The sequence below is a fragment of the Actinomycetospora cinnamomea genome (assembly GCF_003096675.1).
In the GTDB taxonomy this organism is placed as follows: Bacteria; Actinomycetota; Actinomycetes; order Mycobacteriales; family Pseudonocardiaceae; genus Actinomycetospora; species Actinomycetospora cinnamomea.
On record NZ_QEKW01000012.1, the window covers coordinates 155083 to 168285 of the forward strand.

A 13203-nucleotide genomic window follows, 5' to 3' on the forward strand; every position below is an offset into this window, starting at 1 on the left:
TCACCCGTCTCGCGGAGCCCGTGGTCGCGACACCACGATCTGCGCGATGCCGACGACGAGCACGGCGATGGTCAGCAGCCGTTCGGCGTTGGGCAGGGGGCGGAACCACCCGTAGACCTGGGTGGCCAGGGCGAACAGCTGGGCGCCGAGAGGCAGGGCGACGGCGGGCCAGCCGGTGATCTCCCGCGAGGGATGGGCCCCCGCGGGCAGCCGGGTCGAACCCACCGCGAACGCCAGCGCGCCCGCGCTCCAGAGGAAGTCGTAGGGCCCCTCGTGGGACACGACGTCGGTCGCGGCGAGGCTGTAGGCCGAGTCGGCCGCGGTCAGGCAGAGCAGGCCGGCGCCCACCCACGGCCAGCTGCCCGCCAGCCGCCAGGACATCAGCGGCAGGCTGCCCAGAAGCGCGCCGATCAGCAGCACGTCGCCCAGGGGGTAGGCGACGGTGACGAGCCGGCCCAGCTGGTCGAGCGGGGCACTCTCGAGCACCGGCAGGATCACCAGGGCGACGCCGGGGGTGGCGACGACGAGCACGAGGACGAAGCCGTCGAGCCACCGGTGCCACGGGACGTCGAGCACCCGGGCGCGGACCATGAGCACGAGACCGGCCATGAACAGCGGGTACGTGGCGATGTAGAACACGTCGGTGGGGTTGGGGGTGGGCACAACGCCCCCGTCGGCGTAGAGCGTGCCCCAAGTGATCTCCCCGAGGGCGAACAGCAGCAGCGCGACGGCGAAGCACCACCACGCCGCACGTCCCGGGCCGGGCTCCCGGCGCCGCGCGCCCAGCGCGCAGATCGCGCTCGCGGCGAGGATGAGCCCGGAGTGCAGCCAGTCGTCGATGATCGGGAGGTCCGGCGCCCCCTCGCCGGCGAGGAGCTGGTGGACGGCCTCCACCGCGAGGCCCAGCAGGAGCACCGCGGCGACGATCCGCCGCGGGTGCGCCCCGCCCGTCCGCTCCCACACCGCTGCGCCCCCCGGCCCGAGGTCGGCCACGCCGGCCCCCGACGCGCACGGGGGAGCGGCCGGTCGCGAGCGGGCGGGGGACGGTTGGCGACGGTACCGCAGCGCCGACCGGCTCCCGCCGCTCTCCGCCGTCCGCCCGGTGCGCACCTAGGCTGGTGGGGTGGCCGCCTCCCCGACACCCTCGTCCGCCCCGGAGCCCCCCGCCGAGCTGCGCGCGGCGGTCGAGGCCGTGCTGCCCGACGCCCGCAGCGACCTCGAGGCGCTGGTGCGCATCCCGAGCATCTGGGCCGACCCCGCGCACGCCGAGGACACCCGCCGCAGCGCCGACGCCGTCGCCGCCCTGGCGCGCGACGCCGGCGCGCAGCGCGTCGACGTCCTCGCGGCCGGGGGCGGTGCCCCGGCCGTGGTCGCGCACTGGCCCGCCCCCGAGTCCGACCCCTCCCGCCCGGTACCGACCGTGATGCTCTACGCCCACCACGACGTCCAGCCCACCGGCGGCGACGAGTTGTGGACGACGCCGCCGTTCGAGCCCCACGAGCGCGACGGCCGCCTGTACGGGCGCGGCGCGGCCGACGACAAGGCGGGCGTGATGACCCACCTGGCCACCCTGCGGGCCTTCGGCGGCCGGCCCCCGGTCGGCGTCGTCCTCTTCGTCGAGGGTGAGGAGGAGTCCGGGTCGCCGACGCTGTCGGCCCTGCTCGCCGAGCACCGCGACGCGCTCGCCGCCGACGTCATCGTCATCGCCGACGCCGCCAACGCCGCGGTCGACGTCCCCGCCCTCACGACCAGCCTGCGCGGCCTGGCGAACATCGTCGTCGAGGTGTCGATGCTCGACCGCGCGGTGCACTCGGGGATGTGGGGCGGTCCCGCGGGCGACGCGCTGACCGCCCTGTGCCGGCTGCTCGGCACGCTGCACGACGACAAGGGCGAGGTGGCCGTCGCGGGCCTGACCGTCGGCTCCTCGGCCATCTCCGATCCGATTGGGCCCGACGTCGACGAGGAGACCTTCCGCGGCGACACCGGCCTCCTCGAGGGCGTCGAGCTGCTCGGCACCGGCACGATCCCCGACCGGCTCGCCCACAAGCCCGCCATCGCGGTGCTGGGCATCGACGCACCGGCGGTCGACGGCTCGGCGAACGTGCTGCTCCCGCGCGCCCGTGCGATGGTCAGCGTCCGGCTCGCGCCGGGCGACGAGACCGGTCGCGCCGTCGAGGCGGTGGCCGAGCACCTGCGTCGCCACGTCCCGTGGGGCGCCCACCTCGACGTCTCGCCCCGGGCGGCCGGCGAGCCGTTCGCGCTCGAGGCCACCGGCGCGGTCTACGACCTCGCTCGCGAGGCCCTCGCCTCCGCGTTCGGCCACGACGCGGTCGAGATGGGCATGGGCGGCACGATCCCGTTCATCGCGGAGTTCGCGCGCACGTTCCCGGGAGCGACCGTGCTGGTCACCGGCGTCGGGGACCCGGCGAGCCGCTGGCACGGCGTGGACGAGAGCCTGCATCTCGCGATGTTCGGCCGCTGCGTGCTCGCCGAGGCGATGCTGCTGCGGTCCCTCGCCGACCGGTGAGACCCGGCGGCCGGGGGGACACCCGCGGGCAGGTGGCCATCCCCGGCGGCCGGTTCGCGATGGGCGACCACTTCGGGGAGGGCTACGCCGCGGACGGGGAGCACCCCGTCCACCCGGTGACGCTCTCGCCGTTCGGACTCGACGCCACGACGGTGACCAACGCGGCGTTCGCGACGTTCGTCAAGGACACCGGCTACGTCACCGACGCCGAGCGCTGGGGTTCCTCGGCCGTGTTCCACCTCGCCTTCGCCGGCGACCGCGCGGACGTGCTCACCAGCGTCGACGGCGCGGGCTGGTGGCTCGGCGTGCGCGGCGCCTGCTGGCGCCGGCCGGAGGGCCCGGGCACCTCGGTGGGCGACCGCGCCAACCATCCGGTGGTCCACGTGTCCTGGAACGACGCCCAGGCCTACGCCGCGTGGGCGGGCAAGCGCCTGCCCACCGAGGCCGAGTGGGAGTACGCCGCGCGCGGGGGGCTCGAGGGCGCCCGCTTCCCCTGGGGCGACGAGCTCCGGCGGGGCGGCCGGTGGCCGCTGAACATCTGGCAGGGGCGCTTCCCCACCCACAACACCGTCGAGGACGGCTACCTCACGACCGCGCCGGTGAAGTCCTACCGCCCCAACGGCTACGGGCTCTGGCAGATGGTCGGCAACGTGTGGGAGTGGTGCTCCGACTGGTTCTCACCCCGGACCTACCGGCGCGAGACCTACCCGCACGCCCCGCCGGCCGACCCGGCCGGTCCCGAGGAGGGCGAGAGCCGGGTCATGCGCGGCGGGTCGTACCTCTGCCACGAGTCCTACTGCTACCGCTACCGGGTGGCGGCGCGGTCGTCGAACACCCCCGACTCGAGCTCGGGCAACCTCGGGTTCCGCTGCGCCACCACGGTCACGGCACCTACTGGGACGTCATGACCCGCCGGTAGCGGCCCCCGTCGGCAATGGTCTCGGCCTCGTCGTTGAGGTCGATCCGCACCGTGTGGACGCGGCCGCCGAACTCGTTGCCCACGGCCGGATAGTCGTCGCTCACCGGGGTCCCGAGGTCGACGCCGACGTCGAGCGTCTCGTCGAACGAGAAGTAGTACGGGATGGTGGCCTCGACCGTGCCGTGCGCGACCTTGACCCCGTCCACGGACAGGACGGCCGTCCCGCCGCGGCCCAGGCCACCGCCGTCGTAGCAGAAGTCCATCCGGACCTCGTGGCGGCCGGGGGCCATCGGCTGCGCGGCGCGCAACGTGTGGAGCCGCATCCCGAAGTAGTTGTAGACGTAGCAGGCGCGGCCGCCGAGGCAGTAAAGCGCCCAGCCGCCGAAGCGCCCGCCCTGCGCGACGATCACCCCTTCGGCGTCGGAGCCGTCCGCGGTGTCGGGGACGTCGATGTCGGCGACCACGGTGTGGGAGGTGTTCTTGACGTTCGGGGTGGTCTCCTCGATCAGCCGCCGCGTCCGGCCGTGGTAGGTGACCGACCGGCGCCCGGCGAGCAGGTCGAGCCTGCCGGCGAGCCCCGGGTTCTCGCGCTCGGTCACCCGGTCGTCCAGCGGGAAGACCTGGTACTTCGCCGCCTCGATCAGGAACAGCTCGCGCAGGGCCGCGAGCTTCTCGGGGTGGCGGCCGGCGAGGTCGTGGGCCTGGCTCCAGTCGGTGCGGGTGTCGTAGAGCTCCCACACGTCGTCACGGAAGGACCGCGGGCCCGTCGGCACCATCTGCCAGGGCGTGCCGTGACGGGTCACGGCGGTCCAGCCCTCGTGGTAGATGCCGCGGTTGCCGCACACCTCGAAGTACTGGGTGCGGCGGCGGTCGGGGGCGTCAGGGGCGTCGAAGGTGTAGCGCATGCTGACCCCCTCGATCGGCTGCTGGGTGACCCCGTCGACCGAGGTCGGGTGGGGGAGCCCGGCGCAGTCGAGGACGGTGGGGAGCAGGTCGATGACGTGGTGGAACTGGTCGCGCACCCCGCCGTGGTCGGCGATGCCACGGGGCCAGTGCACGACCAGCCCGTCCCGGGTGCCCCCGAAGTGGGAGGCCACCTGCTTGGTCCACTGGTACGGGGTGTTCATCGCCAGCGCCCAGCCCACCGGCGCGATGGGGTAGCTCTCGGGCCCGCCCATCGTGTCGATCCGGCCGATCATCTCGGCGGGGTCGTCGACGATGCCGTGCCCGAGGCGGTGCTCGACGAGGGTGCCCTCCAGGCCCCCCTCACCCGAGGCACCGTTGTCGCCGAGCAGGTAGACGAACAGCGTGTCGTCGAGCTCGCCGAGCTCCTCCAGGGCCGCCACGAAGCGCCCGAGCTGGGTGTCGGCGTGCTCGGTGAAACCGGCGAAGGTCTCCATGAACCGTGCCGCCAGCGCCCGCTGGTCGTCACCGAGCTCGTCCCAGTGCGGCACGCCCTCGGCCCACGGCGCGAGCTCGGCCGCCTCCGGGACGACGCCGAGCTCCTTCTGGCGGGCCAGCGTGCGCTCGCGCTCGCGGTCCCAGCCGTCGTCGAACCGTCCCCGGTAGCGCTCCGGCCATTCGGGGGCGACGTGCAGCGGGGCGTGCGAGGCGCCGAAGGCGAGGTAGGTGAAGAACGGGCGCTCGGGCGTCATCGTCCGTTGGGTCCGCACCCAGTCGAGCGCGTGGTCGACGAGGTCCTCGGAGAGGTGGTACCCCGGTCGGCGGGCGGGCTCGACGGGCGTCGTGCCCTCGTAGAGCAGCGGGTACCAGTGGTTCATCTCGCAGGCCATGAACCCGTAGAAGTGGTCGAAGCCCTCGCCGGTGGGCCAGCGGTCGAACGGTCCGACCGGACTGATCTCCGACGGCGGGGTCTGGTGCCACTTGCCGAACGCGGCGGTCGAGTACCCGTTGGCCTGCAGCAGCCGGGCCATCGTCGCCGCGCTGCGCGGCCGGAAGCCGGTGTAGCCGGGCGCCGAGGTGGCCATCTCGGTGGTGCCGCCCATCCCCACCGAGTGATGGTTGCGGCCGGTCATCAGAGCCTGGCGGGTGGGCGAGCACAGGGCCGTGACGTGGAAGCGGGAGTAGCGCAGCCCGTCGGCGGCCAGCCGCTCGGCCGTCGGCATCCGGCACGGGCCGCCGAACGCGCTGGAGCTGCCGAACCCCAGGTCGTCGAGGACGACGACCACGACATGGGGGGCTCCGTCGGGCGGTGCGGTGGGGCGCACCGGCGTGAACACCTCGCTCTGCTCGTCGATGCCGAGGGCGGTGACCACGCCCCCGGGCACCTCCGGCTCCGGCAGGACGTGACGACCTCCGTTGAACCCACTCATCCCGTTTCCACGACCCCTTCCGCCCGTCCGTGATCTCGAACGCGTGGCACCACCTTGATCGATGAGGAGCGTTCAGGTCCAGCGGACGTTCCTGTACACGGGTGTTTGGATGAGCTGCATGGAGCTGTCGTTGCGCCGCCTGCGGACGTTGCGGGAGGTGGCCCGTCAGGGCGGGGTCAACGCGGCGGCGGCCACCCTGCACTTCTCGCCGTCGGCCGTCTCCCAGCAGCTCGAGGCCCTGAGCACCGAGGTCGGCGCGCCCGTGCTCGAGCGGGTGGGGCGGGGCGTGCGGCTCACCGAGGTGGGGCGCGTGCTCACCGAGCACGCCGAGATCCTGCTCGCCGCCGAGCAGCGGGCCTGCGCCGCGGTCGAGGGCGCGCGTCGGAGCCTGACGGCGCACCTCACGGTCGGCGTGTTCCCGGCCGCGGGTGCCGGGCTGGTGCCGGCCGTGATCGACGACCTGCGCACGCGCCGCCCGGGGATCACCCTGAGCAGCGCCGAGGCCGACGTCGAGGACGTCGTCGCCGACGTCCGTCACGGGCACCTCGACCTGGCGCTCCTGCTCGACTACCCGGACGCCCCCGAGCCCTGGAAGGACGACCTCGCCGTCGTCCCGCTCGGCCAGGACTCGATCGACCTCGCCGCCCCGACCGGCACGGCGTACGGCCCCGGCACCGACCTCGAGGAACTCGCCGACGAGGACTGGATCCTCTCCGGGGCGGACACCTACTGGGGCCGCGCGGTGCGTACCGCGTGCCGGCGCGCCGGGTTCGAGCCGCGCGTGCGGCACCGCGTCGACAGCTCGGCCACCGCCCTGGCCATGGTCGCGGCCGGCCTCGGCATCACCCTCGTCAGCGAGCTCGGCCGCATCTTCTGCCCGCCGACCGGTGTGGTCGTCGTCCCGCTCGCGCGCCCGCTGTCGCGACGGATCCTGATCACCCACCTCCCGCACACCGGGGAGAGGCCGAGCGTCCGGGCCGTCCTCGACGCGTTCGCGCGCGCCGCCGCGGCGCAGGGGCTGACCGACGTCCGCACTCCCGGTGGCTCCCAGGACGAGCGCCCGTGACGCCGCGACGTCCCCGCCGACATCCCCGCCGACATCCCCGCCGGCGGCCCCCCCGCGCGGGCGATCCGGGGCTGGTGATCGCGGCGGCGTTCGCCGTCGCCATCGCGCTCGGCACCGGTCTCCTGCTGCTGCCGGTGTCGTCCGCCGGCGAGGCGGGCGCCTCCGTCCTCGACAGCGCCTTCACCGCGACGTCCGCGATCTGCGTGACCGGCCTCGTCACGGTCGAGACGGGCACGCACTGGTCGATGGCCGGTCAGCTGGTGATCCTCGGCCTGATGCAGGTCGGCGGGCTCGGCTTCGTCACCGGGGCCACGCTGCTCGTGGTGCTGGTGTCCCGCCGCCTGGGGCTGCGGGCCCGCCTGGCGGCGCAGGCGCAGTCCGGCAACCTCGACCTCAGCGACGTGCGCCGGGTCCTGCGCAACGTGGTGCTGTTCACCGCCGTCGGGGAGGCCGTGACCGCGGTGGTGCTGGGCATGCGGCTCGCGACGGCGTACGACCTCGCCCCGGGCGCCGCCGCGTGGGAGGGGCTGTTCCACGCGGTGTCGGCGTTCAACAACGCGGGGTTCGTGCTGTGGCCCGAGAACGCGGCCACGTTCGCCGGCGACCCGTGGATCCTGCTGCCCGTGGCGCTCGCGGTCGTCGTCGGCGGCCTCGGCTTCCCGGTGATGTTCGAGCTGGTCCGGGGGTGGCGGCCGCGGACGTGGTCGGTGACCACCCGCATCACCGTCGTCACCTCGGGCGCGCTGCTGGTCGCCGGGACCGTCCTGCTGACCGCGCTGGAGTACCGCAACCCGGCGACGTTGGGCCCGATGGGCGTCGGCGAGAAGCTCCTCGCCGGCTTCTTCTCGGCGGTGATGCCGCGCAGCGGCGGGTTCAACGTCGTCGAGGTCGGGGCGATGACGCCCGAGAGCTGGCTGGCCACCGACGTGCTGATGTTCATCGGCGGGGGCAGCGCGAGCACCGCGGGCGGGATCAAGGTGACGACGTTCGGGCTCCTGGCCGCGGTGCTGTGGGCGGAGGTGCGCGGCGAGGCGGACGTCGACGTGGGGCGGCGGCGCATCCCCCTGGCCAACCAGCGCCAGGCGCTGGCCGTCGCCCTGCTCGGCGTCGGGCTGACGATGGTGTCGACGTTCGTCCTGCTCGGCGTGAGCGGCCAGGACCTGGACCGCGTGCTCTTCGAGGCCCTGTCCGCCCTCGGTACGGTCGGCCTCTCGACCGGCATCACCGCGGAGCTGCCGGGTGCCGGCCAGGTGGTGCTGATCGTGCTGATGTTCGTGGGGCGTCTCGGTCCGCTGGCGCTGGCCTCGGCGCTGGCCCTGCGCGAGCGCCCACGGCACTACCAGCGCCCGGAGGAGAGGACGATCATTGGGTGACACGAGCCACGCGCCGGTCGTGGTGATCGGCCTGGGCCGGTTCGGCAGCGCCATCGCGCTCGAGCTCGAGCGCCAGGGCACCGAGGTGCTCGCGATCGACAACGTCGATCGCCGGGTGCAGGACCTGTCGTCCCGGCTCAGCCACACGGTGACGGCGGACTGCACCGACCTCGAGGCGATGGCGCAGCTTGGCGTCGGCGACTTCCACCGGGCCGTGGTCGCGATCGGCGACCACCTCGAGGACAGCATCCTCGTCACCTCGCTGCTGGTCGACCTCGAGGTCCCCGACATCTGGGCCAAGGCCACGAGCCCTCATCACGGCCGGATCCTCGAGCGGATCGGTGCCCACCACGTCGTGTTCCCCGAGCAGGACATGGGCGAGCGCGTGGCCCACCTCGTCGCCGGCAACATGCTCGACTACCTCAAGGTCGATGCCGACTTCGTGCTCGCGAAGCTCCGGCCGCCCCGCGAGATCCTCGACGTGCCGCTCGGCCGGTCGGCGATCCGCAGCAAGCACGGCGTCACCGTGGTCGCGGTCAAGAAGGGGGAGAAGGGGTCGTTCACCTACGCGACGAACGAGACCGTCGTCTCCCGCGGGGACGTCATCCTCGCCGTCGGCCACGAGGACGACGTCGAGCACCTCACCCACGTCCCCTGACGCCCGCGGACGGTCACGGGTCGTCGTCGTCCCGGCCCGGTTCGACGTCCCGACGGCGTTGGGACTCGCGGATCACCTGGTCGACGACGCCGGCGATGGTCCGGTCGGTGGCCCACGCCGTGTCCATGAGCAGGGCGTAGGCATCCTGGGCGCCGAGGTCGTGGCGCGCCATGAGCACGCCGGCGGCCACGTCGAGCAGGTGGCGTGTCGGCGGGTCGGCCGCGTCGGCAGGCATTGCAGGTCCTCACAGGCGTGGTGCCGGTGCCCGCGCGGAGGTCGACGGGGTTCGTGCGGTGGCGGTGGTCTAGGCGCTGTGCCGGCGATGCGGGCTCTCGGCCTCCTCGACCGCGGGTTCGTGGCGGGTACCGCACTGGCGGTCGAGCCAGCGCGCGACCTCGACCAGCTTGAGGTTGGTGTGCTGGGACGCCTCGACCAGGCGCCGGAACGCCGCCTCCTGGTCGATGCCGAACCGTTCCATGAGCATGCCCTTGGCGCGGCCGATGACGTCGCGGCTGTCGAGGGCCCGCTGCAGGCCCGCGACGTGCTCGGCGGCCAGCAGCAGCATCTGCGCGTCGATCGCGAAGAGTCCGGCCGCGCGGAGGTCCTCGGCGTCGAAGCCGTGAGGGTCGGCGCCGTACAGGTTGAGGGCGGCCCGCGGGCTGCTCTCGACCTCGAGCAGCACCGAGACCATCGAGCGGTACCCGGCGTCGACGGCGCAGGGCGCGAAGCGCGGCCACCGCTCGCCGTCCGGGCCGGCCAGGTCCGCGGCCGCCACGGTGCCGTCGGCGGGGGAGCCGGACAGGACCGACGACGCCGGACCCTCACCGAGGCGGCACTGCAGGACGTCGAGGGGGCCCGCCGCCCCGGCCAGGACCTCCGGCGCGAGGTGGTCGTCGGCCGGTGTGATCCCGGCGCGCTGGGCGCCGGGGACGGCGGCCACCGCGCCCTCCACGATGCGCTCGACGGCCTCGTGGTGGTCGCGCGCGCCCTCGCGGCTGTTGAGCTGTCGGGTGGTGCGGCGCAGGTGCGCGACGAGGGCGTCCTCGGCCATGGCGACCGTCTCCGTCCGCTGGGCGGCGGTTGGGCCGCGCGGTCGTGGCCGCGGGGCCCGGGCAGAGCCGAAGCGACATGCGCTGCGTTCCGCCCCGATGGTCGGGGACGCACATGAAGAACGTTCTGTCGAAGCCCCCGGCCCCAGTAGCCCGTGCGCCTCACCGTGTCGGCGATCAGACAGCCGGCGAACGGTGTGTTCGTTCGACGACCGGCCCCACCGTCCTCGGTCCGCGCGGCCGGGTCAAGGGCGACGCGCACAGTACGGACGATCGTCAGGCGGTCACGCCTGGTCCGGGGCGTCGCGGAGGGTCAGCACCACCCGCATGACCCGTTCGACGGCCGCCTCGAACATCGCGCCGCGCAGCTCGCCGCGGTCGGCGAGGTTCTGCGTCGCGAGGTCGAGCACGCCCTCCGGCCCCGTGCGCCGCACCAGCAGCGCCGCGATCTCCTCCAGGTCGAGGCCGGGGTGGTCGAGCCGCGTGAGCGCGAACTCGACGATCAGCTCCTCGTCCCGCACGGCGACCTCCCTCGCCCACCAGGGTAGTGCGGCGCGGTGCGCGATCCCCGTGAACGCCGTCAGGGGAGGGGTCGGCCCTGGTCACGGACGAGGGCGTCGAAGCGGGCGGGGCCGACGATGGTCAGCGCCCGTGCCGGCCGATCGCCGACGACCTCGAAGCCGTGCTCCACGTCCCGGGGCAGGAGGAGGAAGGCGCCCGCCGAGGCGGACCAGCGCTCGTCACCGCAGAACCCCCGCAGCTCGCCCTCGAGGACGTAGAACATCTCGTCCTCGCCGTCGTGGGTGTGCGGGGCGACCGTGAGCCCGGGCGGTCCGGACTGCTCCATCACGGCGACCCGGCCCTCGGTGTCGGGGCCCGCGGCCTTGACGGTGAACGTCGCGCCGTCGAACACGTAGCGGTCGCCCTCGCCGGCGGGGCGCACGAAGAAGCTCAACGGGTCCTCCTGGTGGTCCGATCAGCAGCAGTGCTCGCCGCGCCAGGCCGTGATGCCCTCCTTGAGGGCCACGGCCGCGATGACGAGCGCGACGAGGGGATCGGCCCAGCTCCAGCCGAGGGCCGCGTTGAGCACGAGGCCGAGCAGGAGCACGCCGGAGAGGTAGGTGCACAGCAGCGTCTGGTGGGAGTCGGCGACCGCCGAACTCGACCCCAGCTCGCGGCCGGCGCGGCGCTGGGCCAGCGAGAGGAACGGCATGACGACCAGGCTCACGGCCGCGAGGACGATGCCGACCGTCGAGGGCGCGGCCTCGGCGCCGCCCAGCAGCGTGCGCACCGACTCGATCGTCACGTACGCCGCGAGCGCGAAGAACGAGACGGCGATGACCCGCAGGGCCGCCCGCTCGCGGGCCTCGGGGTCGCGTCCGGAGAACTGCCAGGCCACGGCGGCGGCGGACGCCACCTCGATCGTCGAGTCGAGGCCGAAGCCGATCAGTGCGGCGGACGACGCCACCGTGCCCACGGTGATGGCGACGACGGCCTCGACCACGTTGTAGGTGATGGTCGCGGCCACGAGCAGGCGCACCCGGCGCGTCAGGAGCGCGCGGCGCGACGGCTCGCCGGTCTCGACGGCGGGCGCCGTGCAGCACGCGTCGGCGCACCCGGTGGCGGGCGACGGCGCGGCCGGGCGGGGCTCCGGGACCGTCATGCCACCTCCCCGTCGAGGCACGCCTCCGACGGCGACACGGCCAGCACCACGCGGGCCAGCTCGCGCAGCGCCGCGGTCAGGTGCGGGTCGGCGAGCTCGTAGCGCGTCCGGCGGCCTTCGAGGGAGGCGAGCACCAGACCGCAGCCCCGCAGGCAGGCGAGGTGGTTGGACACGTTGGACCTCGACAGCCCGAGGTCCGCCGCCAGCTCGGCGGGATAGCTCGGTCCGTCGAGCAGCGCCACCAGCAGCCGGCAGCGGGTGGGATCGGCCAGGGCACGCCCCACCCGGGCGAGCGCCGCCTCCCGGGTGGCACTGGTCAGCACGCGCTGAACAGTACAGCACCGCGTGAACCGTGAACCGTGCACGCGGCCCCGGTTCGGCGGACGGCGGGCACGCGACGGTAGGAACACCCACGTGCACTTCGCGGCGATCGGCGACAGCTTCACCGAGGGCGTGGGCGACGAGCGCTCCGACGGCACCACCCGCGGGTGGGCCGACCTCGTCGCCGCGGGGCTGGCCGCGGCGCGAGGTGAGCCGGTCGGCTACGCGAACCTCGCCGTCCGGGGCCGGCTGCTCGCCCCGATCGTCACCGAGCAGCTCGACGCCGCCCTGACCCTCGAGCCGCGCCCGAGCCTGCTGACCCTGAACGGCGGCGGTAACGACATGCTGCGCCGGCACATCGACACCGCCAACCTGGTCGCGCTGACCGAGCGCGCCGTGCGGCGCTGCGCCGAGGCCGGGGTGCGGACCGTGCTCATCTCCGGCGCCGACCCGTCGCAGCAGCTCCCGTTCGGCCATCTGGTCCGGCGGCGCGGCGAGGTCCTCACCGCCGGGGTCGCCGACCTCGCGACCCGCTACGGCACGGACTTCGTCGACGTCTTCCACGACACCGAGATTCGGCGGCCGGAGTACTGGTCGCCCGACCGGCTGCACCTCGGACCGACCGGTCACCGGCGGGTGGCCGGGCTGGTGCTCGCCGCGCTGGGGGAGGGGGCCGCGGCCGACGCGCTGCCGGCCGGCCCCGCCGCGGCCCGTGGCCCGCTCGTCGAGCTGCGGTACTACTGCGAGCACGTGCTGCCGTGGGTCGGACGGCGGCTGCGGGGGCGCTCGTCGGGGGACCACCGCACCGGCAAGCACGTCGACTGGGTCTCGGTCCGCCCGGGCGAGCGCACGCCGACCGACGCGTGGTCGCCCGGGAATTAATGGGGCCGAACGGGTGCCGGTGCTGCGCCGTCGCCGGGACACTGGGACGGCATGGGCGACGACACCCGGCCCGATCGCCGGGACCACGACGAGGGAGCTCCGCCGGTCGGCGAGCACCTCGTCTGGCACCAGGAGCTGATCTGCCCCGGCACGCCGTGCCGTGGCCGCGTCCGGCGGTTCCCTCCCGGCGAGCTGGTCGACGGCGGGCGGCGCGAGCGGCGACGGTGCCCGGCGTGCGGGGCCTCCACGACGGCCCCCGCGTTCTACCGCTGCGGCAGCGCCCGTGACGCCCGCCTGACCGCCATCCCGGACGAGGACTGACTGTGAGGGTCAGTTCTCGCTGGCTCTCGTGGTCGTGGTGGGCTGGTGATCAGCAGCAGCGGGTGTGACTCCTGGTCTGACTGGCGTGATG

General features: G+C 74.4%; 15 protein-coding genes. 7 read left to right on the forward strand and 8 right to left on the reverse strand.

The window, feature by feature from the left end; translation table 11 throughout:
- Complete coding sequence (locus C8D89_RS20590) at positions 1–993, reverse strand: hypothetical protein (protein WP_133251989.1); 993 nt, start codon at positions 991–993, stop codon at positions 1–3.
- Positions 994–1123: 130 nt separating this feature from the next.
- On the opposite strand from C8D89_RS20590, the gene C8D89_RS20595 reads away from it, so the two are divergent.
- Together C8D89_RS20595 and C8D89_RS20600 are read left to right on the forward strand one after the other, a co-directional pair.
- Entirely contained in the window at positions 1124–2527 is a 1404-nt protein-coding gene (locus tag C8D89_RS20595) for a dipeptidase (RefSeq protein ID WP_116709986.1), read from the forward strand.
- 32 nt (positions 2528–2559) lie between these two features.
- Positions 2560–3435 (forward strand): formylglycine-generating enzyme family protein, encoded by an 876-nt coding sequence (locus C8D89_RS20600; protein ID WP_243418271.1) that lies wholly within the window; start codon positions 2560–2562, stop codon positions 3433–3435.
- On the opposite strand, the gene C8D89_RS20605 is transcribed toward C8D89_RS20600, so the two are convergent.
- The gene (locus C8D89_RS20605) at positions 3419–5779 is read right to left on the reverse strand and encodes an arylsulfatase (RefSeq protein WP_116709987.1); all 2361 of its coding nucleotides are present in this window, start codon (positions 5777–5779) and stop codon (positions 3419–3421) included. The two genes, C8D89_RS20600 and C8D89_RS20605, sit on opposite strands and share 17 nt — an antisense overlap.
- 109 nt (positions 5780–5888) lie before the next feature.
- On the opposite strand from C8D89_RS20605, the gene C8D89_RS20610 reads away from it, so the two are divergent.
- The 3 genes from C8D89_RS20610 to C8D89_RS20620 are packed head-to-tail and all read left to right on the forward strand — an operon-like array spanning position 5889 to position 8876.
- Positions 5889–6845, forward strand: coding sequence for a LysR family transcriptional regulator (locus tag C8D89_RS20610; protein ID WP_165825835.1), 957 nt, complete (start codon positions 5889–5891; stop codon positions 6843–6845).
- Positions 6842–8218, forward strand: a complete 1377-nt coding sequence (locus C8D89_RS20615; RefSeq protein WP_341477329.1) for a TrkH family potassium uptake protein — start codon at positions 6842–6844, stop codon at positions 8216–8218. The genes C8D89_RS20610 and C8D89_RS20615 overlap by 4 nt, the downstream gene beginning before the upstream one ends.
- A complete protein-coding gene (locus C8D89_RS20620; RefSeq protein ID WP_116709990.1) occupies positions 8211–8876 on the forward strand; it encodes a potassium channel family protein in 666 nt (221 codons plus the stop codon). The genes C8D89_RS20615 and C8D89_RS20620 overlap by 8 nt, the downstream gene beginning before the upstream one ends.
- Positions 8877–8889: 13 nt before the next feature.
- Here the strand turns inward: C8D89_RS20620 and C8D89_RS20625 are convergent, their stop codons facing one another.
- The 6 genes from C8D89_RS20625 to cmtR all read right to left on the reverse strand — a co-directional run bounded on the left by C8D89_RS20625 (position 8890) and on the right by cmtR (position 11911).
- The gene (locus tag C8D89_RS20625) at positions 8890–9111 is read right to left on the reverse strand and encodes an ANTAR domain-containing protein (RefSeq protein ID WP_116709991.1); all 222 of its coding nucleotides are present in this window, start codon (positions 9109–9111) and stop codon (positions 8890–8892) included.
- A gap of 69 nt (positions 9112–9180) precedes the next feature.
- Positions 9181–9927, reverse strand: a complete 747-nt coding sequence (locus tag C8D89_RS20630; protein WP_116709992.1) for a GAF and ANTAR domain-containing protein — start codon at positions 9925–9927, stop codon at positions 9181–9183.
- 282 nt (positions 9928–10209) lie between these two features.
- On the reverse strand, positions 10210–10446 hold the full coding sequence (locus tag C8D89_RS20635; protein ID WP_116709993.1) for a hypothetical protein: 237 nt from the start codon (positions 10444–10446) through the stop codon (positions 10210–10212).
- 59 nt (positions 10447–10505) lie between these two features.
- The gene (locus C8D89_RS20640; RefSeq protein ID WP_116709994.1) at positions 10506–10880 is read right to left on the reverse strand and encodes a cupin domain-containing protein; all 375 of its coding nucleotides are present in this window, start codon (positions 10878–10880) and stop codon (positions 10506–10508) included.
- Positions 10881–10901: 21 nt separating this feature from the next.
- Positions 10902–11588: a cation efflux transmembrane domain-containing protein gene (locus tag C8D89_RS20645; protein ID WP_116709995.1), complete on the reverse strand. Its 687-nt coding sequence runs from the start codon at positions 11586–11588 to the stop codon at positions 10902–10904.
- The gene (gene cmtR, locus C8D89_RS20650) at positions 11585–11911 is read right to left on the reverse strand and encodes a Cd(II)/Pb(II)-sensing metalloregulatory transcriptional regulator CmtR (protein ID WP_116709996.1); all 327 of its coding nucleotides are present in this window, start codon (positions 11909–11911) and stop codon (positions 11585–11587) included. Before cmtR ends, C8D89_RS20645 begins: the two co-directional genes overlap by 4 nt.
- Before the next feature lie 91 nt (positions 11912–12002).
- Between cmtR and C8D89_RS20655 the strand changes: the two genes are divergently transcribed.
- Both C8D89_RS20655 and C8D89_RS20660 read left to right on the forward strand, forming a co-directional pair.
- Entirely contained in the window at positions 12003–12791 is a 789-nt protein-coding gene (locus tag C8D89_RS20655) for an SGNH/GDSL hydrolase family protein (protein ID WP_116709997.1), read from the forward strand.
- A 51-nt stretch (positions 12792–12842) separates the two neighbouring features.
- Positions 12843–13112 carry a hypothetical protein gene (locus C8D89_RS20660; protein WP_116709998.1) on the forward strand — a complete coding sequence of 90 codons (270 nt, stop codon included), beginning with the start codon at positions 12843–12845 and terminating at the stop codon, positions 13110–13112.
- Positions 13113–13203 lie beyond the last annotated feature (91 nt).

What these genes read in the sequence shown, in the direction of transcription:
- C8D89_RS20605 (WP_116709987.1), bottom strand. Translation starts at nt 5,779, where the DNA reads ATGAGTGGGTTCAACGGAGGTCGTCACGTCCTGCCGGAGCCGGAGGTG.
- C8D89_RS20645 (WP_116709995.1), bottom strand. Translation starts at nt 11,588, where the DNA reads ATGACGGTCCCGGAGCCCCGCCCGGCCGCGCCGTCGCCCGCCACCGGG.
- C8D89_RS20610 (WP_165825835.1), top strand. Translation starts at nt 5,889, where the DNA reads ATGAGCTGCATGGAGCTGTCGTTGCGCCGCCTGCGGACGTTGCGGGAG.
- C8D89_RS20660 (WP_116709998.1), top strand. Translation starts at nt 12,843, where the DNA reads ATGGGCGACGACACCCGGCCCGATCGCCGGGACCACGACGAGGGAGCT.
- C8D89_RS20630 (WP_116709992.1), bottom strand. Translation starts at nt 9,927, where the DNA reads ATGGCCGAGGACGCCCTCGTCGCGCACCTGCGCCGCACCACCCGACAG.
- C8D89_RS20625 (WP_116709991.1), bottom strand. Translation starts at nt 9,111, where the DNA reads ATGCCTGCCGACGCGGCCGACCCGCCGACACGCCACCTGCTCGACGTG.